Here is a 20,852-nt window from a genome sequence, read left to right on the forward strand (position 1 = left end):
TGAGGAAGGAACATCCCACCATGCCCGTGACCCTATTCTACGAACAACTCACCAAGCAGGGGGACATTCCCACCACCCTCTCATACTTTACTATATACCGACTGTTGAAAAAACACAACCTGGTGGGAAAAGAAATCTTGCCGATGCCGGAGCGAAAGCGTTTTGCGTATGACCAGATCAATGAGCTATGGCAAGGGGACTTATCCCATGGACCAACGATTCGAGTCAATAGGAAAGCCCAGAAAACGTTTTTGATCGCCTATATCGATGACTGCTCGCGGTTGGTGCCGTACGCGCAGTTTTTCCCTTCGGAGAAGTTTGACGGGCTGCGGATCGTCACGAAGGAAGCGGTGCTTCGTTGCGGGAAGCCGAAGCGCATTTACTCGGACAATGGGAAAATTTATCGGTCCGAGGTGCTGCAGTATGCGTGCGCCGAGATGGGGATTACACTCATCCACACTCAGCCGTATGACCCGCAAAGCAAGGGAAAAATCGAACGGTTCTTCCGCACCGTACAGACACGGTTTTATCCACTGTTGGAGCTGAATCCGCCGAAATCGCTTGACGAGTTGAACGAGCGTTTTTGGAAGTGGCTTGAAGAAGAGTATCATCGAAAGCCTCACGCCTCGCTGGATGGGAAAACGCCGCATGAGGTGTTTCAGTCCCAAGTGGAACGAGTGGTGTGGATCGAAGACATCGATTGGCTGGATGCGATTTTTCTGAAACGGGAGCACCGCAAGGTGAAAGCCGATGGCACGATCACCCTGAATAAACAGCTATACGAAGTGCCGCCTCGGTTCATTGGGCAATCGATTGAGCTCCGCTATGACGAACGAGGCGTCTATGTGTACGAAGATGGCAAACGGGTGGCGGAAGCCATTCGGGTGCGTTTGGAGGATAACGCCTATGTAAAACGCCACCGGTCGCCGTTTGCGGCGGTTTCGGCGAAGGAGGGCGAACAGGATGTATAAAACGTTTTATTCCCTCTCGCGGGAGCCGTTTGCGAAAGAAATCGACCCGTCCGAGGCGTATCAAGGGGCGGCGTTTCAAGAAGCGCTGCGGGCGCTGGAGTACGTGAAGCGAACGCGGGGAATCGGGCTGTTGATCGGAGAGCCGGGGGCGGGCAAGACGTTCGCCCTTCGGGCGCTGAAAGAGTCATTGAATCCATCATTGTATCATGTCGTCTACTTTCCGTTATCCACCGGAGGCGTGATGGATTTTTACCGCGGTCTGGCCCTTGGGTTGGGGGAAGAACCGAAATACCGCAAGGTGGACCTCTTCCGCCAAATCCAGCAGGCGATCGAGCGATTGCATCATGAACGGCGGATCACGCCGGTGTTCATTTTGGACGAGATGCATTTGGCCAAGGATGCCTTTTTACAAGACATCGCCATCTTGTTCAACTTTGAGATGGATTCGACCAACCCATTTGTCTTGATTTTGGCCGGGCTGCCCCATTTACAGGGGAAGCTGCGGCTCAATCAGCACCGCCCTCTCGACCAGCGGATCATCATGCGATACCGGATGGGGCCGATGGAGAAGGAAGAGGTGGCGGGCTACATCGAGCATCGGATGAAACAGGCCGGGGCGAAGCATCCGATCTTCACCCCATCGGCGTTAGAGGCGATTGCCCTGCAGTCGCGGGGATGGCCTCGGGTGATCAACACGTTGGCCACGACGTGCCTGTTATACGGGCATCAGCTGAAAAAGGACGCCATTGACGAAGAAGTGGTGCGCATGGCCGCAGAGGAAATGGGGTATTAGCACGAAAGGGGCCGAATCGGCCTCTTTTGTGCTTTCTCTTTTCCATCGGTCCATCAGGCGCGCTGGAAATCTTCATCTGAAAGAGCGTGCAAACGTTCCGAAAGAATGTGCAAAATCCGGAACAATCCGCAAAAATTTTGCACATTATTTCAGAATCCATCTGAAATAATTTGAAAAAGGGATTCTGAAATAATGTGCTAATTTACAGATATATCCTGTTCCATTTCCGTTTGTATAACTTACCCCCGTCGGAGCAGATGGTTTTGCCAAATTCGGAATGGTCGGCATATACGCACCGGACATGGCGCTTTCGCCTTGAGGAAAAATCGCACTGACTCGGAACCAGTAGTTCTTGCTATTCGGATAACTTCCTCCTGAATTTCGATACACCGGGGAAGGATCGACAGCAAGCTCCGTCCCTAACTGATCTTGGTGCAGGTCGTATCTTCCAGCGCTAATTTCAGAAGGGGTCGGCCAGATTTTTTTCCCCTTTGTACTCCAGGAAGTGACATTGCCTACATCAAACGCTTCATATGATTTCCCGTTATAAATCCAAACTTTATAACCCGTAGCACCAGGAACCGGATCCCATGATAAATTGATATATCCTGTGCCATCCCCATTACTGAAGGCCGTTCCTGTCGGCGTATGGGGAACGGGTATCGTATACGTAACGGACAAATATGGTTTATAACTGCTGTTCGTCGTGGAAACGACTTTTTTCCAATAGGTTTGTCCATTGCCATTCGTATGAAGTTTCAATCCGTAATTTGGCTTTGTCCCGGATGCCCATTCTTTTACCGTATTCGTTACATCAAATTGCGCCCATTGGTCTCTTGCGACATCAACCTTGCCAATGTTGGTGGAGGAAGGTTGATTACTCCATGTTAACGTGCTCGCGGACCATGAGCTGTCTACCACATCGAGCCATAGCCCTGTTGGTGTTGTCGTATAATACGAATGGGTGACATAGACATGGAACGTGGCATTCGTCACATTCATATATTTGATGCTTGATAAATCCGGGTGCAAAAAGCCATAGCAAGTGCCTGTTGTTCCATCATAATACCCCACCTTTAAAACGTATTGTCCCTGCGCCGAATCCCACTTACTTGATGAGGAACTATAGTTGGTTGTCGGATAGGCGCTCATTACAAATGCATCAGCAGACACCTGAATGGAAGTACTCGGATCAATATAAACAGGGTATACACGTTTAGGGTCTTTCAGCCATTCGGGATCGGCTTTAACTGTTAAAATGTATCCTTCATCATCTTTTTGCAATTCATAACTTACATTCTCCGACCGTTGAGCTTCTCCAGAATGCTCATCAACATGGGAATCCACCATAAAAGGCTTCGGCAACTCAAACACCTTTTCATGTTTTTTATTTGTCAATAAAATGGAGCCATCGTCTTGAATGTCTGCTTGTAAATCCGTTTTCAGACGAAATTTGAAAATATGATAGCCAGTAAACGAATGAAGAACCAAATCTTCTTTTGTTGACTCGTTAAATGTAATATTTTGCAGGTCTATGCTCGGAAAAATGTTTTTGTGAAGAATTTTGTTGTCTTTTTTCTTATAGACGGCGGCAACATCCTTCGCTTTTATCGGTTGTACGTCATTACCTGCTGCCTCTAAAATAGAATAGGAAATCGAATATCCATTGTAATGGAAATTGGCGTATTCTCCATCGACCATCTTTTTATAAAAGTTTGTCTCCAAAATGGTATTCTGTGTTTCAACGTAATTCGTATTATTGGTGCTATCCGTTAGGCTAGAAGATACTTCCTCAAATCGTTTTTGATTCTTTTTCTTAATATGAATAGGTTCAAAGTAGATCTTCTTGGTAAACGTGCCATCACCGTTGTAGTAAACCTTTGTATTCTCAGTTCTTTCTTCTATGATTTCCCCTGGCTTGAGATCACGTTTCGGGGCTTCCGGCACCTTTGGCGGCCCCTCTTTTGGCGCCACACGGTCAACCCCTGATCGGATCGTTTCGGCAAGCCCCTTTGTCGGGACGCTTGGCATCACTAAAGCCCATACGATCATCCAAACCAACCATCATCGCAAACGAATGTTTCTCATATGCTCTCCTTCCCGATTTCCATTACTTTTACAATCAAATTGTATCTTTCCTGCTCCCTGCCATCCATCATTTTCGACAGACAAAGTTCGACATGGCTTTGGGCTGGAACGTCTATAATCCTAATAATGAATGTTGAGATGTTTCCCTTTTTTATTTATTTGAGAACGAGCATAGAAGAAGAGGTAGGCTTTTGAAACGACCCTTTGCAAAACCGTTACAAGGAATTCATGCCCATTTCACATCATGCTTGTGCAATGAAAAAGCAATACCGCCTAACCAAAAGAAAAAACCCCAAACGGTCATGGATGCCTCCCGTTTGGGGTTCGCTCAAGAATAGAGCACGATCATCGCGATGAAAAAGTACGCCGCGTTGGCGATTTCCAAAATGCCCAGTTTCATGATCGGCAGCGACTTGCCATATAAATAGACGGCGCGGATGACGCTCGGTGCATAGGCCAAGACGGCGAACGGCTCGCCGATGGCGATGAGGCCGACGATCAACAGGGCGTGGTAGCCCCATGACAGCCATTTGTACCGCTCGTTTTTCTTTTCGCGAATCATCGTTTTTACGTAAAACGTGCTGCCGATGAAAAAGAGGAAGGAAAACAGGGCGAGTTCAAACGCTTCGATCGTCAACGCCCCGCGTCCGGCGTAAAAGGCGGCGAGGCCGCCGATGCAAAACGCCGCGATGGCGGCTACATCATTCCAAAAGGCGCGATCGTTCTTTTTCTTGCTGTAGTACGTGTTCACCAAGAAAAACGGCACCATGGCGAGCCCGAAGTAGAAAAGCGCCGGCTGTTGCCAAAGAGAGACGGCAAGCGCCGCGGCGGCGATGGCGCCATAGCGGGCGGCGGCGGGCACGTACGGCTCTTTCCGCTTCGTTTTCACCGCCATCAAGAGCGGATACGTCGCCAAATAGAGCGCAAGCCAGGCGACAAAGAGCGGCGCGTGAATCCACGAAAGCCCACCGGCGTACGCCCCGAGCCAAAACGGGATGATGAGCATCGCCCAGGCGCCGTGTTGTTTTGGCATCACCCATTTGCTTTTGTTCGCCATCCGTCTCATCCTCCGCTTACCGGTGGAATAAAGGCGACCGTGTCGCCGGCATGAAGCGGCGACTCGTCGCGGACATACTCCTCGTTGACCGCTGTCATGACGCGCCCGAGCGAGATGCCGTAGCGCTCTTCCACTTCGTCTTTCAGTTTTTTCACCGTTTCCGGAACATTCGGCCACATCACTTCCCGCTCGCCGATTTGCTCGCCCAAATGGGCGAAAAACAATAGACGGATCATTCCTCTTTCACCTCCGGTTTTCCGGACGGATACGCCGTTGTTTCAAGCTGGTCGCCCACCCAGGCGCTTCCGTCCTCCCATTGCTCTTTTTTCCAAATCGGCACGATTTGCTTGATCCGCTCAATGGCATAGCGGTTCGCCTCATACGCTTCGGCGCGGTGCGGCGAGGAAACCGCGATGACGACGGCGATGTCGCTGATCTTAAGCCGCCCGATCCGGTGGGTGATGGCGGTTTTCGCCCCTGGCCATTTCTCCGCAATTTCCGCCCCGATTTGCGCGAGCATTTTCTCGGCCATCGACACGTACGCCTCATATTGCAAAAAGAGCGTCCTCTTGCCGTTCGTCCATTCGCGCACCGTGCCGGCAAAGACAGCGACCGCCCCCGCTTCCGGACGCATCACTTTTTTCATCACATCCTCGACCGAAATCGGCCGGTCGGTAATGGCAAACAACGGTTCTGTCATGTTCGTGTTCTCACCTCGTTCATGAGCCATGGAATATATTCGTCATCATCGGCCAGCGAAAACACCGGGTGCGCTAGCGGCCCTTCGAGCGGCTCCCAGGCGATGACGGCGCGGATGTTGGCGAGGTGCTGAAGCGACGCCCAATCTTCCCAAGTGCGGACGAGCACGACTTTCGGGTGCCGCTCTTGTTTGTAGCCTTCGACCAACACGAGATCGAGCCGAAGCGGCGCATAAAGCGCCAACACATCATCCAACCGCCACAACGGGCGGCGGAGATGAAGCTGCAAAAGCCCGTCCCCTTCCACCGCCGTTGCCACCGCCCCGGCCCGCTCATGGCGGACGGAATCGACGCCTTCCGGCCGCGCGGGCTCGCCGCCATGGCCGTGGTGCTTCACCGTCCCGACGCGCCATCCTTCCCGGACAGCGGCCGCCACCCATTTTTCCATAAGCGTCGTTTTGCCGCTATGTTTATAGCCGACGACTTGCCAGACGTTCATTCGCTTGACCCCTCATCGTCATCCAAAAGCCACACTTCCACCTCATCGCCAACCGCAAACCCTCTCGTTCCGCCCGGCAGCACCATCAAGGCGTTCGCAAAGGCAAGCGAGGTGACGATGTTCGACTTGTCCATGCCGACCGGCTTCACGACAAGCCGACCGTCAACCGCCTCGACCCGGCTGCGCACGAAGCGGGTGAACGGGTTCGGCTTCGGAAAATCGGCGCCAAGGGTGGCTTTCGCTTTTTTCAAATACGGCTTGACCGAAAACAGCCGCGTGCGCACGACCGGGCGGACGAACAGCTCATACCCGACGTAGCACGCCGACGGGTTTCCGGATAGACCGAACAGCAGCTTGCCATCAATCTCGGCGACGGTCGTCACGCTCCCCGGGCGCATGGCGATTTTGTTAAACAACACGTTCGCTCCGAGCCGCTTGTAAATGGCGGGCAAATAATCAAAATCCCCGACCGAGACGCCGCCGGTCGTAATGAGCATGTCCACTTGATCGAGCGCCTGGCGCACAGCGTGAAAACACGCATCGAGGTCGTCGGCGAGCTGGCCCAAATAAATCGGCTCGGCGCCGCTTTTGAACACCTGCGCCTCGATCATGTAGGCGTTGCTGTTGCGGATTTTTCCCGGCACAAGCGGTTCAGAGACGTCAAGCAGTTCGCTTCCGGTCGCAAAAATGCCAATCCGCGGCTTTTTCGCCACCTTCACTTCGGCGTAGCCGAACGTCGCCAAGAGCGCCGCCACCCCGGGATTGATGCGCGTCCCTTTTTCGATGAGCGGCTGCCCTTTTTTCGCATCTTCCCCTTGAAACGAAATGTTGTCGCCAGGGCGGAACGGGCGCTTAATCGACATATACGTTTTTCCATCCCGCTCATACTGTTTGGCGAGCTCGAGCATGACGACGGCATCGCATCCTTCCGGAATTTGCGCCCCGGTCATCAAGCGCACCGCTTGAAATGGGCCGACGGGCCGCTTCGCCACTTGCCCGGCGCCGATCGTTTCGATCACTTCAAACTCGACCGGACGATCCAGCCCCGCTCCTTCCGAGTCGGCGGCGCGAATGGCAAATCCGTCATACGGCGAGCGGTCAAACGGCGGCACGTCATGGTCGGCGCGCAAATCTTCGGCCAAATAGCGGCCGTACGACTGCCTTAGCGGCACGATCTCCTCTTCTCCTCTCCCAGCGTAACGCATCACCCGGGTGATGGCTTCCGCTACGGGAATGGGGGTTCGTCTTTCGACCATCTCTCTCTCTCCTTTCGATCATACGGCTGGCGGCAACGATATCGTCCTTTTAACGTTGTTGCCATTGTTGCAGCCGTTTTATGCCTTCCGCCAACTTTTCATCAACGACACTCGCATCGGCGATGTGTTGCAAAATCATCTCCCGCGTTTCGCCAAACAAAGCGGTGGACTGTTCGAGCTCTTGCCTCACTTCATCCGCATAGCGGTATTGTTCCTGAATATAGTTTAGCACGTCTTGGGCCCGATTTTCGACTCGATCGATCAGTTCCATCATCGCCGACCATTTCCGCGCTGTATGAATGCTCATTTGGACAACCGTTTCGATCAAAGACGAAATGGCCTCCGTCTGCTCAAGCGACCGCTCGATTTCCTGCTGCACAGCATCGGTTAACTGATGAATCGTTTCCGTGCTGTCCGCCGTATGCTCAGCCAATTTCCTCACTTCAGCGGCGACGACGGAAAACCCTTTGCCATGCTCTCCGGCACGGGCGGCTTCGATCGAGGCGTTTAACGCAATCAAATTCGTCTGTCCAGCAATTTCTTTAATCACTTTCACAATTTGTTCAATTTCTTGCGAGCGGCCGCGCAACCGATGCATCGCGGCCGATGTCGTTTCCATCTCACTGCCAAGCCGCCCCATCGCCTGCTCCATTTCTCCCGACATGCGGATGCCTTCTTTTGCTGCTGCGACCATCTGACCCGCCGTCTCCACCAACGCGTTCCCTTGTTCGCACAAACGGTCGGAGATCGCGTATGATGACTTGCTGAGCGTACTGACATTATCGACTTTTTCTTTCGTTCGATCAACGAGTTGGCCTAATACATGGTGTTGCCCGTTGACCACTTCATGCTGGTGAACGATGTCCTGCAACTCCCCAAGCAAACCGGCCACCGTCTCATGAACCGCTTCCTTTTGTCTCGTAAGCTTTTCTTTCATCTCAGCGAGTTGCCGCTCCAGTTCTGTTTTTTCCTCCTCCCACTGCCTTCCCTTCACCAACGCCCACATATCCGTCTCCCCTTTTCCTTCTCTGGATTTGCTTCTGTTGTCAACACGTTGTATGTTATCCGCTGAACATGTACGTTCTCAGTCATGAAAGCAGACACCGCCTCCGCAAAGAGTCAGCAGAAGTCTGCTTTTTTTCATTGTACGATAAAGAAGAAACGTGCTGTTGTGACGTTTATCACATGGATCGATGTCCACTTTTTTTTACGTATGTGAGATCCGTCACAACACCTTCGCGGAAAACACGGTATGCTGAAGCTGTAACGATTGGATCAATGGAGGGATGATGAATGGAACAGCGGTTTACTGAACAATCATTGATTGGCGATATTGTTACTCAATTTCCGAAAGCAGCTGATTTGTTTAAAGCGCGGCGCATCGATTTTTGCTGCGGCGGACAGCGTCCGTTAAAAGAAGCGATCGAAGAGCTCGGACTTGATGGCGAAGCGCTTCTTCGCGAGCTGAACACCCTTTACGCGGAAGCGCAAAACAAGCCGACCGGAAATTGGAGTGAAGCGCCGCTAGCCGACTTGGTCGATCATATCATCAACACGCACCACCGCTATTTGAACGAGGAACTGCCGCAGCTCAGCCCGTATGTCACGAAAGTATTGCGCGTACACGGCATGCACCATCCGCATCTTTCCCGCGTGCATAAACTGTTTCATGAGTTAAAAACAGAACTCGAGCAGCATCTCATTAAAGAGGAAACGGGAGCGTTCCCGCTCATTTTGCAATTTGCCGACAACCCATCGCCGGAGAACCGGGAGGCGGTCGAGCGGGCCGTTCGCGAACTGGTCAATGAGCATGATGTCGCCGGTGATTTGATGAAAGAAATTCGTGAAATCACAAACGACTTCACCCCGCCAGAAGACGCGTGCGGCACGTATCGCCTCGTCTACAACCGGCTGGCCGCGCTTGAAGACGATTTGTTTACCCACATCCATTTGGAAAACAACATCCTCTTCCCGCGCGTGTTGGCGGCGGTGAAGGTTTAAAGGAAGAAAGACGCCGATTCGCACTTCCGAAAACATAAACCAAAAACGGGATCGCTTCTTCTATGAAAAAGAGCGCTCCCGTTTTTCTTCATCCCCCAATATACGACATTTCAATTTTCGGGCGCTGTTTCGCTGTCTCTGCCGTCCGTTCTTCTGAATAGCGGTCTGTCCGCTCGCTCCAGATGGCGGCGATCAGCGCCTTCAGCTCTTCTTTCCCCGCGCCGGCGCGCAGTTTGTCTTTCAACGACACGCCCTCAGAAGCAAACAAACACGTGTACAGCTTGCCATCGGCGGAAATGCGCGCCCTCGTGCAGCTCCGGCAAAACGTTTCCGTCACCGAGGCGATAAAGCCGACTTCTACGTTCGTGCCCGCGTACCGGTAGCGGCTCGCCACTTCGCCGAAGTACGCTTTTTCAACCGGTTCAAGAGGGTGCATGGCGTTGATTTGTTCATACATCTCTTTTTTCGTCACGACATGGGAGTAATCCCAGCCGTTCGTGGTGCCGACATCCATAAACTCAATCAAGCGGAGCGGAATGCCTTGTTCTTTGAAATAGGCCGCCATTGGCACGATTTGCGAGTCGTTCCACCCTTTTTTGACGACCATGTTCACCTTGACGCCGAGCCCCGCCGCCCGGGCGGCTTCGATGCCTTTTAACACCGGGGTGACGCCGACGCCGATGCCGTTCATTTTTCGGAAAATGTCATCATCCAACGCATCCAAGCTGACGTTGACGCGCTTCAACCCGGCTTCTTTCAGCCGCTGCGCCCATTTCACTAAATGGACGCCATTGGTCGTCAAGCCGATATCGCGCAGGCCAGGGAGCGCGGACAGCCGCTCAATGAGCGCATCGAGGTCGCGCCGAAGCAACGGCTCGCCGCCGGTCAGGCGGATTTTTTCAACGCCAAGCTCGACAAAACATTCCGCTAAAAGCGCCATTTCCTCAACCGTCAACAGTTGGTCTTCCGCCAAAAAGCGAAAATTCGGCCCGAACACTTCCGCAGGCATGCAATAGACGCAGCGAAAATTGCATTGGTCGATGACCGACAACCGCAAATCGCGAAGCGGGCGGGCGAGGCGGTCGGTGATCTTCACCCGGTCGCGCTCTTCCATGTCGCTCCCTCCTTTCCCTTTCATGGGCCGCGTGATGTTCCAACGGCCTGCTCCTTATCGCTGCCAACGGCCTAGTTTCGCCGCACAGGACAACAAACTAAATGACAATCCAATGGTGACCGCCACCCATGCCCACGCCAACTCCATCCGCCCCGACTCCATCGCCATATAGACAGCGGTGGGGATCGTTTGCGTTTTTCCCGGAATATTCCCGGCAAACATGAGCGTTGCGCCAAACTCCCCCAGGCTGCGGGCAAACGACAGCACCGCCCCGGACAACAAGGCGTTTCTGGCCAGCGGCAGCGAAATATGCCAAAACACTTGGCGCTCATTCGCCCCATCGATGCGCGCCGCTCCTTCAACGGTTGGATCAACGGCTTCCAGACCCGCTTTGGCCGCCTGGTACATGAGCGGAAACGACACAACAACCGCCGCCATCACCGCCGCGCCGGGTGTAAACAGTACCGTTGTGTGAAACCACGTTTCCATCAACTGTCCGATCGGGCTATGCCGCCCAAACAGCACAACAAGCAAAAAACCGACAACCGACGGCGGCAGCACGAGCGGCAACATAAACACCGTCTCCACGATCGTCTTCCCACGAAACCGGCGGCGCGCCATCCACCTCGCCGCCGCTGTTCCAAGGATTGCGACGATCACTCCGGCAAGAAGCGATACGTTTATCGATAACCATACCGGTGACCAAAACTCTTCCATCGACGAACCTCTCTCTGTTCCGTCTCCCTTTTACCATACGAAAACAAACAGTAGAATGCTGTGATGCTACTCACATTGTAACATAGAAAAAGGAAAAACCAATTTAGAAAAAATTGTGACGCCTCGCACAAAAAAACAGTAACCGGTGATTTTTTTCACTCTCTCCCGCTGTGATGATTTTTACAATAGAAATAGCTGAATGAATGGAGGTGCTATCGATGGAAGCTGCAGTGAATGGATATTTTCCCCATTTACGTTCTTTGTTGCAATCGTCGAAAAAAGTGATTCCGTTGCGCAAGCACTCCTTTTTGTTCCAAGAAGGGATGCCAGCCAATGAATTGTATTTGATCCTCTCTGACAAAGTGCAAGTAAGCAAAATTTGTCCGGACGGAAAAGAAATGTGCTTCCGCATTTGCGGAAGCGGGGAAATCGTTGGTGAATTGACGCTGTTTACGAACGATGCACACTACTTGTTGACGGCCAAGGTAATAGAGCCAGGCGAAGCGGCAGTCGTAAACAAAGAGGAACTGGAACAGCAGCTGCTTATCAATCCGACCCTTACTCTTGAATATATGCGCTGGATGAGCAAGCATGTCCGGCGGACGCAGACGAAGTTTCGCGACTTGATGATGAACGGAAAAAAAGGGGCGCTCTATTCGACGCTCATTCGCCTATGCAACAGCTATGGCGTCCCGCTTGAAGATGGAAGCATTTTGATCGACGTCGCATTGAAAAACCAAGATTTAGCCAACTTTTGCGGCACAACGCGCGAAAGCGTTAATCGGATGCTCAATGCATTAAAACAACAAGGGATCATCTCGACAAAACGGGGGAAAATTACGGTTCATGATTTAAACTATTTGAAAACGGAAATTCAATGCGAAGACTGTCCGCCGGATATTTGTTGCATTGAGTGAGCGGTGCACCGTAGTTAGGGGTCTGTCTGATCGTTCCCCTTCGATACACAGCAACGACCAAGCCATTTTGGCGCGCTGATTAGAAGAACGCCCGACCGACCGTTGTTCGCGGCCTGCCGGACGCTCTCTTTTTTTCGATTGTGATGCGAATCACTTCTTTTTCTTTTCACCGCCGTATAATAAGAGCTATAGGGCTTTAGGCGGCTATCTCCCGTTTAGGGAAATGGGGAAACATTAATGTCCGCTTGTTTCTGAGCCGTCGTCTTCGCCCGTTTCGGTCACTTTCAGCATGGCGACGGCTCCTTTTTGTGCATGGTTAAACTGATGAGTGACGATCGGGTATATTCCCGATTTGCGCCGTCATTTCAACGCGGACGTCATGCGGTCCGATCCGCTCCATTTTCAACGGCACCGGTGCTTGGTTCAATCCTTTATGCGCCGCTAACATGTTCGTAGCAGACTGTTGCGTAGTTGCCGCTGTTCCGTTTTTATTTTCCGCCTTTGCCTCTCCTCCTCCCCCGTTGCTGCATGCGGCCAAAAGCGACGCAACCAACGCAACTGACAACAACGTAGACACATTTCGTTTCACTGTTTTCTCCCCCTTCAGTTGATTTGATTTACACCTTCAGCGTACGCCATTTCTGCCTTTCCCCTAGTGATTTGTATCACCAAGGAGCGGCCATGTTTGAAGGGTTCGTGAAATAATGAGCAATAAATATTCGCAATGTAGCAACCGTAACGAATGTAGCCCTATTCACTAACGGAGAACGACCTTCCTCTTTGCGGATCGCCATTTTCCATCCTTTCGTTGAGCTTGTACCTCCGCAAACCAAAAAGAGGCCAAAAGCATATGCTTTTGGCCTCTTTGGATCTGGCATCGGATTTTACGATGCGTATCGCTTCGCCGATTCGCCGGCTTTTTTGCCGAAGACGATTCGATTCAATAAGAAGCAGATCAAGGTAAACAGGCTGAGAAGCATAAACCCGAGCACGTAAGAACCAGTCACATCTTTGATGATGCCCATTAAAATCGGCGGAAAAAAGCCGCCAAGTCCGCCCCAGGCGCCGACAAGGCCGGTGACGGCGCCCGTTTCGGCTGGGAACAGCTGCGGCACGAGTTTGAACACCGCACCGTTGCCCAGCCCAGACATCACGGCCACAAACAAACAAGCCGCTGTCATCACCCAAATGTTTTCCATTCCAAATACGATCGTCAAGGCGCCGATTGTCATTCCAGCGTAGACGAACGTCAACACCCGTTCAGCTCCGATTTTATCGCCAAGATAGCCGCCGACTGGCCGCGCAAGCGTAGCGAGTACAGTAAACCCAGCCGCGCGCATCCCAGCATCCACTGGCGTCAACCCATACAAGTCAACAAGCAGCGACGGCAAGTAAATGCCAAAGGCGACAAATGCTCCGAATGTGACGAAGTAAAACAGCGACAACGTCCACGTATGTTTGTATTTCAACACCGACAGCGATTCGCGCATCGTTTTTTGTTGTTTTGGCTTCGGCATATCCGGTGTGAAAAACCAAACGAGAACGAGCATGACGACAACCGGAATGATCATCCCCCAAAAAGCCCAAGGCACACCAAACGCTGCGGCAATCGATGGAACGGAAAACGCAGCAACCGCCGTGCCGAAGTTGCCCATCGCGTTAATCCCAAGCGCCGTCCCTTGCTTTTCCGGCGGAGTCAAGCGCGACACGAACGTTACCGAGATCGCGAACGACGTCCCGGCCATACCGATGAAAAACGCCCAAAACAGAAGCATCGCATACGAATCCGCAAACCCTGCGCCGATGAGCGGAACGATTAAAAACAGGAGCAGCAGCGAAAACAGCCTTCGTCCGCCGATCCGGTCCGTCCAAATGCCAAGCGGCAAACGCATGATCGAGCCGAGCAGCACCGGAATGGCGACTAAAATGCTTTTTTGCGTCGATGTCAGCCCGTACATTTCTTGAAACGTGCTCGCAAGCGGCGAAAAGACGGCCCAAACCGCGAATGAAAACGTCATGGCCAATGTTGTGATCGGCAGCAGCGCCTTTTGTTTATTCATGAAAAGCCCCTCCCAAACTTTCAAAATTTGTGACGTTGTTTGTACTTCCATCATACGCAGGAGAAGGAAACGGATTTGTGAGGTTGATCACATTCTTGCCTGTTGTCACCATTTTGCCACAAGCGTTGTCACGGTTTTGTCACATCCAAAAAAAAGAAAAAGCCCGTCCCCAAAAGGAACGGACACGATTTGGCAGAACGTTTTTCACATACGAACGATAAGAAACGCTGTTGGGCGCACACATCTCTTCCGCCCCGTCTACGGCAAACAACTTGTTTTCTCACCCACTCGCCCGTATCTCCTGCCTCATAAACAACCAATACGCGACCGCAAAGCAGATGAGGGTGGCGGCAATGAGCGCGGTCGCCTGCGGCCAAATAAGCAGCAAACTTTGCGAGAATGGCAAGGGGGCCGCAACAGCGCCGGCCGTTTGCTCCACCGTGACGATCCCTAGCGTTCGGACGTCCGGCGAAAGCAAGGCGGTTGTTGATTCATTGAACAAGTAGCTCGGCGACAATCTCATGAGACCAAGCACCAACTCTTGACGGCCGACCGCCTGCTCGACGGACGTAATGGCGTCAGACTGCAAAAACGATTTCGCAAATACTTCCACGATCATCGAGTAGAAAAGATTGAAAAACAGCCAAACGGCCATCGACGACAACGCGGATGTCGCCGCCTGGCGGAAGACGACGGAAAACAAAATGCCGAGATTCAGCCAAAAGGCGATATACACAAGACATAACAACAAAAAGCAAACCATGCGGGCAAACTCTTCGAAAGTAGGCGGAATCCCCAAGACCAAAATGCCCAACGCCATCACGAGCAGGCCGAGCGAAAGAAACAAAACAGCATTCAACAACAGCGCAGCGACAAACTTGCCGTTGATCACATAATCGCGCGGAATCGGCTGGGCCATGAGCCGGCTTAACGTCCCCCGATTCCGCTCCGAATTGATGGCGTCAAATCCAAGGGCGATGCCGAGCAGCGGCCCGAGAAAGCTGACAAACGTCAGAAACGAAGGCAACGTTCCGTCCGAGACGGTGAATAATTTTAGAAACAAGTAGGCGCCTTTCGCGATTTCCTTGGCCTCTTCCGAGGAATCCAACGCGTCCCGGATTGTCGTCATCGCCGTATACAGCGAGCCGAAGCAAGTAAGCAAGATGAGGGCGATTAAAATGATCATGCGCCAACTCGTCAAATAATCGGCCAGTTCTTTTTTGACAATGGCCGAAAAGGCGCTGTTTGCCCCTCTTGCTCGTTTCTTCTCATCAAGCGCACCCACCTTCAGCCGTTCGCTCCATCTTTTCACATATGAAAAAACATCGTTTGCCCATCGCTCTTCCTTACTGGCCTTCACGTACATCCCTCCCTTCAAAATAGCGGTGATAAATCTCATCAAGTCCAAAATCCCGCCGGCTGAGATGGAACAGCGAAGATCCTGATTCGATGATCGTCTGGCTGATGGCGGCGCTCACATCCGTTTGGCAATACACATCCCATCCATCTTCCGTTTGCTCCACTTTATTGACGCCCGGAATCGCCTCGATTTTGGACCGTAAGGAAGCGTCAAGCGGCGAAGCAACCACATGGATGACATAGGCATCCTGCAAAAACAGCTGTTGCGCCAGGCGTTCGATATTCCCTTCGGCCAACAATCGGCCGCCCACGAACAAGCCGACTCGGTCGCAAATTTTCTGCACATGGTGCAATTGGTGCGAGGACAGCAGGACCGTGATGCCTTCATGGCGGCTCAAATCGCGGATCAGCCGAAGCAGCTCGCGCACTCCCTCAGGGTCGATGCCCAACGTCGGCTCATCCAAAATGATCACTTCCGGGCGCTTCATCAACACATCGGCCAAGCCGAGCCGCTGCCTCATTCCCCGCGAGTATTTCCCCGCTTTTTTATGGGCCGCATCGGTCAAATTCACCTTCTCGAGCAGCTCCCACGCTCGCTTTTCCGCCTCGGCGCGAGGAATGCCGTTTAACGCCGCCGTATACAGCAAGTTCTCCAACCCTGTCATGTGATGGTAAAAGCCGACATCATCCGGCAAGTACCCGACTTTCCGTTTAACGTCAATGGGATTTCGCACTGGATCGATCCCGCATACCCTAACCATGCCGGACGTCGGCTCGGTGAGCCCGAGCATCATCAAAATCGTCGTCGTCTTTCCGGCCCCGTTCGGGCCAAGAAGCCCAAAAATTTCCCCTTTTTGAATGGAAAGCGACAAATGGTCAACCGCCCGATGGTCGCCATACGTTTTGCACAAGTTGTCAAGCTCGATGACAGCGGGTGCTGCCATGCTTACCTCCTCCCGTATGTTTTGATCAAATAGTACAGCCCTCCGGCCACCCCGAGAATGATCAACACCGCCACCACTCCCCAAACGGTCGACGTTTTGACCGAGACGCGGAACGCCGCCTCCGCCGACGTTTCCGCCGTTTGCGCCTGGAAGTTGACAACATAATCCCCAGCGATCGCTTCATCCGACGCTTTCACTTTCGCCTTGACTGTTTTGGAATCGCCCGGGTTCAGCTGGGCGATCGTGCTTTGATCGAATTCCACTTCCCAATCAGGCGGAGCGTCAGCCGTCATATTGATGTTCAAAAGTGGAGCGCTTCCGGTGTTTTTGACAACAAGATCGATCACCCGTTCATGCCCCGCCGTCACATCGGTGCTTAAGTTTCCTGACGGCGTCGTCAGTTTGAGCGCATACGTGCCCGTAATGACCGCTTCTAACGTCAGCTCAGCCGACGTATCGCTCGTTTGCGCTTTGATCGGGATTTTGTACGTGCCCGCTTTCACATTTTCCGGCGGTTTAACCTCTACGGTAATGTCTCTTGATTCATTCGGCTCGAGCTTCACCGACGTAACGGAATTGCCTTCCGATTTGAACGTGACTTGCCAACCTTTTTCCGCCGCCGAACTTAACGCGTAATTTTGCGTCTTGGCGGTTCGGTTTTTCAGCGTGACATCATACGTGAAGCTCGAATCCGCGTGCCCCTCGAGGTTCGTTTGTTCCGACGTCAGTTCCGTTTTAAACGATCCTTGTTCCGTCACGCGGACAAGCAGCGGCAATTTCGATGAACCACTGTCCCCTTTCGCGACGAGCCAAAAGCGGTAATCCCCCTTGTCGACATCCAGCGGCACGGTCACTTCCAACGTGACCTCTTCTTCTTTTCCGCCTCGGACGGACAGCTGCTCAATCGTTCTCCCCTCAGCGGTAATCGAAGTCGACCATCCTTTCGGCAGGTGGTCAAACGAGAAGGTGACGTTTTCAATGTTGGAACCGTTGTTGATGACATTGACCGTATAGTCGATTGTTTCCCCCGGCGTCACGGAAAGCCCGGTGTATGGCGTGAAGAGAACAACACCGCTTGCCGCCGATGCCGGGCGGATCGGAAGAAGAAGCGAAAAGAGAGTCAAGATCATGGCGAACATCATGATGATCCTGCTTTGCACGACATTCACTCCCTCCTTCTGTTTTCACTTCGTATACGCCAGAAATGGATCAATGGATTTGTTTTGCAGGAGAAAAATTCAGTTGTAGAATAGATGCAGAGCAACCATTCCAAGCATGCGTCGGGAGGTGGGCAAGATGGAAGACCGACGGAAAGACCTCGAACTGCTCGAGAAGATCGCCGAAGGCTCGCGCGCCGCCTTTGACCGTTTTTACGAAAAATACGCTCCGATGGTCTATCATATCGCTCTTCGGATCGTCGGCGACGAGGTGGAGGCGGAAGATGTCAGCCACGATGTGTTTCTCGAAATCTTGCAAAAACCGCATCAATTCGACCCGAAACGGGGAAGCGTTCAAGCCTTTCTTGCCGTGAAAACGAAAAGCCGGTCGCTCGACCGCCTGCGCAAGAAACGGGACCTTTTAGTGAGCCGCCTTGAGGAAGCAGCTTTAACAGAAAAGGGGGCGGAATTTGATTTTCTCCGCCAACTGGAACAACAAGTCATCATAGACGCTTTAACCCATCTCCCCGAGGAGCAGCGGCAAGCCATCATTCACTTTTACTTTCATGGGGAAACACAGCGGGAAATCGCCGCCGCGATGAACAAACCGTTAGGCTCCGTCAAGTCGCTCATCCGCTACGGCTTGCGCAATTTGCGGAAACAAAAAGAGCTGTTCCACTGGATGGGGGCTGGCAGAGGTGAAGAACAGCATGAAGCATAGCCATATTTCGGAAGCAAAAATCGTGGACTGGCTGTTAGGCATGCTGCCAGAGCAAGAAAAAGAAGACGTGTCCAACCATCTAAAGCAGTGCCTTGAATGCCAACGCTTGCTTGAAGCGTGGAAAAACATCGGGCTTAAGGAGGAAGCTCAATATGAAGCACCTCCCCTTTCTCATAAAGAGCGAATTTGGGCCCAAGCAGAAGCGCAAAAACAAACGAAGCGGATGCGGCGCGGTCTCCGCATGGCAGGCGGGTGGATCGGTGCAGCTTTGGCCGTTTTCCTTTTCACCTTGCGCCTTTCCGCTCCCAGCGACGGACCAGCCGCTTCCCATGACCGATCGGATGAGCCATATCGATACCAGATTGTCGAACAACATACCGACATTCCGATCGAGCGAATCATCCATAATCCCAAAACGAAACAAATTCCGATTGAGCCATCGGCGCTCTTTCAACAGATGGACGGCACGATTTGGCTCAATGACAATACGAAGGAAATGTTGATGGAAATTGAAGGGCTGCCGCCGTTTGCGGCCCGCGATTATCAATTGTGGATCATTTACACCAACAACGAGGTCAAAGGGGAACTGTTGACGATCCGCCACGGAGCGGCGCGCATTTTGATCACCGGCGAGGATGTCAAACAGTTCAAGCAAATTAAAGCGAGCCTCGAACCAAAAGGGGGAAGCGCGGCGCCGACCGGGCCCGAGACCTTTATAGTCGAGTTGAACCACGAATGATCTTTCAACAAAAATGGGGAAGGGCGCCTGCTCCTCCCCCGTATGTTTTGAACACACATCCAACATCCGCCGCATGCGCCCGGGCAACCGTCTCACGAACGCCGTAGCGCCGTCATTTTAAGCGGCCGTTTTTCACCGCCCTCTTACCGTTGGCTTCGCTCTTTTGTCCGCAGCGCCTTTGGAATGTAAACACAATACGGCTCGCTTTCCAAATAGTCGCCCGTTACAGCGTAAGCGCGTGAACGAGAGCCGCCGCACACATATCGGAACTCGCAGACGCCGCATTTTCCTTTATATTTGTCCGGATTGCGCAAGTCTTGGAAAATCGGCGAGTGTCGGTAAATGTCCGCCAGCGGCGTTTCCCGGACGTTCCCGGCTTTGACCGGCAGCAGCCCGCTCGGATAGACGTCGCCAATATGGGAAATAAAGACGAAACCGTTGCCGTCGTTTACTCCTTTCGGCGCGCGGCCGAGCCCGTCGACTTGTCCGGTCAACCCTTGGTTCAACACATCTTCGTAACGGATGCCGCCTTTTGTCGCTTTTCCTTCGCGCATTTTCGCCTGCAGCACAACGCGGCGGTAATGCTGGCCGGCTGTCGTTTTAATGTCAAACGGAACGCGCTTGCTCGTTTCATACAACCAGCGGAACACCCGCTCATGCTCGATGGGGGAAATCATGTCCTCCTCCTTCCCCCTGCCTGTCGGCACAAGGAAAAAGACGCTCCAAAGGACGCATTTCAGCTTCTCAACCAATTCCGCCATTTCATCAAGCACATGAACGTTGTATCGCGAAATGACGGTGTTGATTTGCACGGGAATGTCGAGCTCATGCAAGTAGTGAATCGCACGGATCGTCAAATCAAACGAGCCGCTCACGCCGCGGAAATGGTCGTGAATCTCGGCGTTTGGCCCGTCAAGGCTAAACGCCCAGCGCGACAGGCCGACCTCTTTTGCTTTGCGGATCGCCTCTTTCGTCACGTTCGGCGTCGCGCTCGGCGTCATGGACACGCGCAATCCTTTATCGATCGCATATTCCGCTAAATCGTACACATCCGGGCGCATGAGCGGATCGCCGCCCGTAAAGACGAGCATCGGCTGATCCATCGCGTAAATCTCATCGATCAGTTTTTTCCCTTCCTCAAACGTCAACTCGCGCGGATCGCGATGGTATTGCGCTTCGGCGCGGCAATGAAGGCACTTGAGTTGACAAGCTCTCGTCAATTCCCAAATCACAATAAACGGATTTTCATTAAAATCGCGCATTGCGGCCCCCTCCTTGGCCTCCATTGTACCGCAACATTCAGGTGCGTTATGTGATATCGATCACATCCGCAGCGAGGCCACAACAGATGGCGATCGTACCATGAGCGAAGATGACAGCCGTTTAAACAGGCGGTATAACATTTAAGTAAAAACGAGTGGAGATGAGACGATGCCAGACGGGGTCTCGTACCACGCCAAAGACATTTCACGAAGTCGCGAAACGAACGGGGCTGACCGTCCTCGAAGTGGCGGACTTGGCGAAGGAAATCAACCTCCAGTCCAATAACGTAAAAGAGCCGAAGTCGTGCGGTTCTTTTTCGCCCTATTGCCGTTTCATAAAATTCAGGTCATCATCAAAAGGTGCACTTGACCTTTTATCTTAATTAGGCGAGAAGACTCCCACTTCAACGAAGCGAAGCGGAGTAAGTGGGAGATGAATCGCCTTAACTATATTTTGCTGAAAATAGGATAGATTCAGTAAAATATAGTATAATATAGT

The 20,852-nt window shown here is 52.5% G+C and carries 20 protein-coding genes and 1 pseudogene; 6 read left to right on the plus strand and 15 right to left on the minus strand.

Translation table 11 applies throughout. The annotated features are described in order from the left end of the window. Window positions 1-971, plus strand: a 971-nt coding sequence (locus tag ACVBDQ_RS15675) for a DDE-type integrase/transposase/recombinase (protein WP_446663306.1), incomplete at its 5' end; no start/stop codon positions are given. Continuing rightward, complete coding sequence (locus tag ACVBDQ_RS15680; RefSeq protein ID WP_307894565.1) at window positions 964-1,764, plus strand: ExeA family protein; 801 nt, start codon at window positions 964-966, stop codon at window positions 1,762-1,764. The genes ACVBDQ_RS15675 and ACVBDQ_RS15680, both read left to right, overlap by 8 nt. Window positions 1,765-1,974: 210 nt before the next feature. On the opposite strand, the pseudogene ACVBDQ_RS15685 reads toward ACVBDQ_RS15680, so the two are convergent. The 7 genes and pseudogenes from ACVBDQ_RS15685 to ACVBDQ_RS15715 all read right to left on the minus strand — a co-directional run. Next, window positions 1,975-3,489 (minus strand): annotated as a pseudogene (locus ACVBDQ_RS15685) (DNRLRE domain-containing protein); the annotation flags it as partial. A 691-nt stretch (window positions 3,490-4,180) separates the two neighbouring features. Then, window positions 4,181-4,909 (minus strand): YwiC-like family protein, encoded by a 729-nt coding sequence (locus tag ACVBDQ_RS15690; RefSeq protein ID WP_033027977.1) that lies wholly within the window; start codon window positions 4,907-4,909, stop codon window positions 4,181-4,183. 5 nt (window positions 4,910-4,914) lie between these two features. Then, on the minus strand, window positions 4,915-5,145 hold the full coding sequence (gene moaD, locus ACVBDQ_RS15695; RefSeq protein WP_021321987.1) for a molybdopterin converting factor subunit 1: 231 nt from the start codon (window positions 5,143-5,145) through the stop codon (window positions 4,915-4,917). Next, window positions 5,142-5,609 carry a molybdenum cofactor biosynthesis protein MoaE gene (locus ACVBDQ_RS15700; protein ID WP_021321986.1) on the minus strand — a complete coding sequence of 156 codons (468 nt, stop codon included), beginning with the start codon at window positions 5,607-5,609 and terminating at the stop codon, window positions 5,142-5,144. Before ACVBDQ_RS15700 ends, moaD begins: the two co-directional genes overlap by 4 nt. Next, window positions 5,606-6,106: a molybdopterin-guanine dinucleotide biosynthesis protein B gene (gene mobB / locus ACVBDQ_RS15705; RefSeq protein ID WP_021321985.1), complete on the minus strand. Its 501-nt coding sequence runs from the start codon at window positions 6,104-6,106 to the stop codon at window positions 5,606-5,608. Before mobB ends, ACVBDQ_RS15700 begins: the two co-directional genes overlap by 4 nt. After that, on the minus strand, window positions 6,103-7,362 hold the full coding sequence (locus tag ACVBDQ_RS15710; protein WP_138187968.1) for a molybdopterin molybdotransferase MoeA: 1,260 nt from the start codon (window positions 7,360-7,362) through the stop codon (window positions 6,103-6,105). Before ACVBDQ_RS15710 ends, mobB begins: the two co-directional genes overlap by 4 nt. A gap of 49 nt (window positions 7,363-7,411) precedes the next feature. After that, window positions 7,412-8,368, minus strand: a complete 957-nt coding sequence (locus ACVBDQ_RS15715) for a methyl-accepting chemotaxis protein (protein WP_138187966.1) — start codon at window positions 8,366-8,368, stop codon at window positions 7,412-7,414. A 287-nt stretch (window positions 8,369-8,655) separates the two neighbouring features. On the opposite strand from ACVBDQ_RS15715, the gene ric reads away from it, so the two are divergent. After that, a complete protein-coding gene (ric, locus tag ACVBDQ_RS15720; protein WP_033024873.1) occupies window positions 8,656-9,363 on the plus strand; it encodes an iron-sulfur cluster repair di-iron protein in 708 nt (235 codons plus the stop codon). 88 nt (window positions 9,364-9,451) lie between these two features. Here the strand turns inward: ric and moaA are convergent, their stop codons facing one another. Beyond that, the gene (moaA, locus tag ACVBDQ_RS15725; RefSeq protein WP_021322313.1) at window positions 9,452-10,477 is read right to left on the minus strand and encodes a GTP 3',8-cyclase MoaA; all 1,026 of its coding nucleotides are present in this window, start codon (window positions 10,475-10,477) and stop codon (window positions 9,452-9,454) included. A 54-nt stretch (window positions 10,478-10,531) separates the two neighbouring features. After that, window positions 10,532-11,194 (minus strand): molybdate ABC transporter permease subunit, encoded by a 663-nt coding sequence (gene modB / locus ACVBDQ_RS15730; protein WP_033845516.1) that lies wholly within the window; start codon window positions 11,192-11,194, stop codon window positions 10,532-10,534. A gap of 218 nt (window positions 11,195-11,412) precedes the next feature. Here modB and ACVBDQ_RS15735 point away from each other — a divergent pair, with 218 nt between their 5' ends. Further along, a complete protein-coding gene (locus tag ACVBDQ_RS15735; RefSeq protein ID WP_138187965.1) occupies window positions 11,413-12,111 on the plus strand; it encodes a Crp/Fnr family transcriptional regulator in 699 nt (232 codons plus the stop codon). Window positions 12,112-12,427: 316 nt separating this feature from the next. Here the strand turns inward: ACVBDQ_RS15735 and ACVBDQ_RS15740 are convergent, their stop codons facing one another. From ACVBDQ_RS15740 to ACVBDQ_RS15760, 5 genes are all read right to left on the minus strand, one after another. Further along, complete coding sequence (locus tag ACVBDQ_RS15740; protein WP_021322316.1) at window positions 12,428-12,700, minus strand: hypothetical protein; 273 nt, start codon at window positions 12,698-12,700, stop codon at window positions 12,428-12,430. A gap of 295 nt (window positions 12,701-12,995) precedes the next feature. Beyond that, window positions 12,996-14,222, minus strand: coding sequence for an MFS transporter (locus ACVBDQ_RS15745; RefSeq protein WP_353726238.1), 1,227 nt, complete (start codon window positions 14,220-14,222; stop codon window positions 12,996-12,998). Window positions 14,223-14,451: 229 nt separating this feature from the next. Then, window positions 14,452-15,531, minus strand: coding sequence for an ABC transporter permease (locus ACVBDQ_RS15750; protein WP_042381624.1), 1,080 nt, complete (start codon window positions 15,529-15,531; stop codon window positions 14,452-14,454). After that, window positions 15,518-16,474, minus strand: a complete 957-nt coding sequence (locus ACVBDQ_RS15755) for an ABC transporter ATP-binding protein (RefSeq protein ID WP_023633803.1) — start codon at window positions 16,472-16,474, stop codon at window positions 15,518-15,520. Before ACVBDQ_RS15755 ends, ACVBDQ_RS15750 begins: the two co-directional genes overlap by 14 nt. Window positions 16,475-16,476: 2 nt before the next feature. Continuing rightward, a complete protein-coding gene (locus tag ACVBDQ_RS15760; RefSeq protein ID WP_014195097.1) occupies window positions 16,477-17,643 on the minus strand; it encodes a COG1470 family protein in 1,167 nt (388 codons plus the stop codon). 127 nt (window positions 17,644-17,770) lie between these two features. Between ACVBDQ_RS15760 and ACVBDQ_RS15765 the strand changes: the two genes are divergently transcribed. Both ACVBDQ_RS15765 and ACVBDQ_RS15770 read left to right on the plus strand, forming a co-directional pair. After that, window positions 17,771-18,352, plus strand: a complete 582-nt coding sequence (locus ACVBDQ_RS15765) for a sigma-70 family RNA polymerase sigma factor (protein ID WP_023633802.1) — start codon at window positions 17,771-17,773, stop codon at window positions 18,350-18,352. Beyond that, complete coding sequence (locus ACVBDQ_RS15770) at window positions 18,342-19,091, plus strand: anti-sigma factor (protein WP_138187963.1); 750 nt, start codon at window positions 18,342-18,344, stop codon at window positions 19,089-19,091. Before ACVBDQ_RS15765 ends, ACVBDQ_RS15770 begins: the two co-directional genes overlap by 11 nt. 143 nt (window positions 19,092-19,234) lie before the next feature. On the opposite strand, the gene ACVBDQ_RS15775 is transcribed toward ACVBDQ_RS15770, so the two are convergent. Next, complete coding sequence (locus ACVBDQ_RS15775) at window positions 19,235-20,353, minus strand: TIGR04053 family radical SAM/SPASM domain-containing protein (protein WP_446663307.1); 1,119 nt, start codon at window positions 20,351-20,353, stop codon at window positions 19,235-19,237. Between the last annotated feature and the right edge of the window lie 499 nt (window positions 20,354-20,852).

It is taken from the genome of Geobacillus sp. CCR (assembly GCF_052906625.1).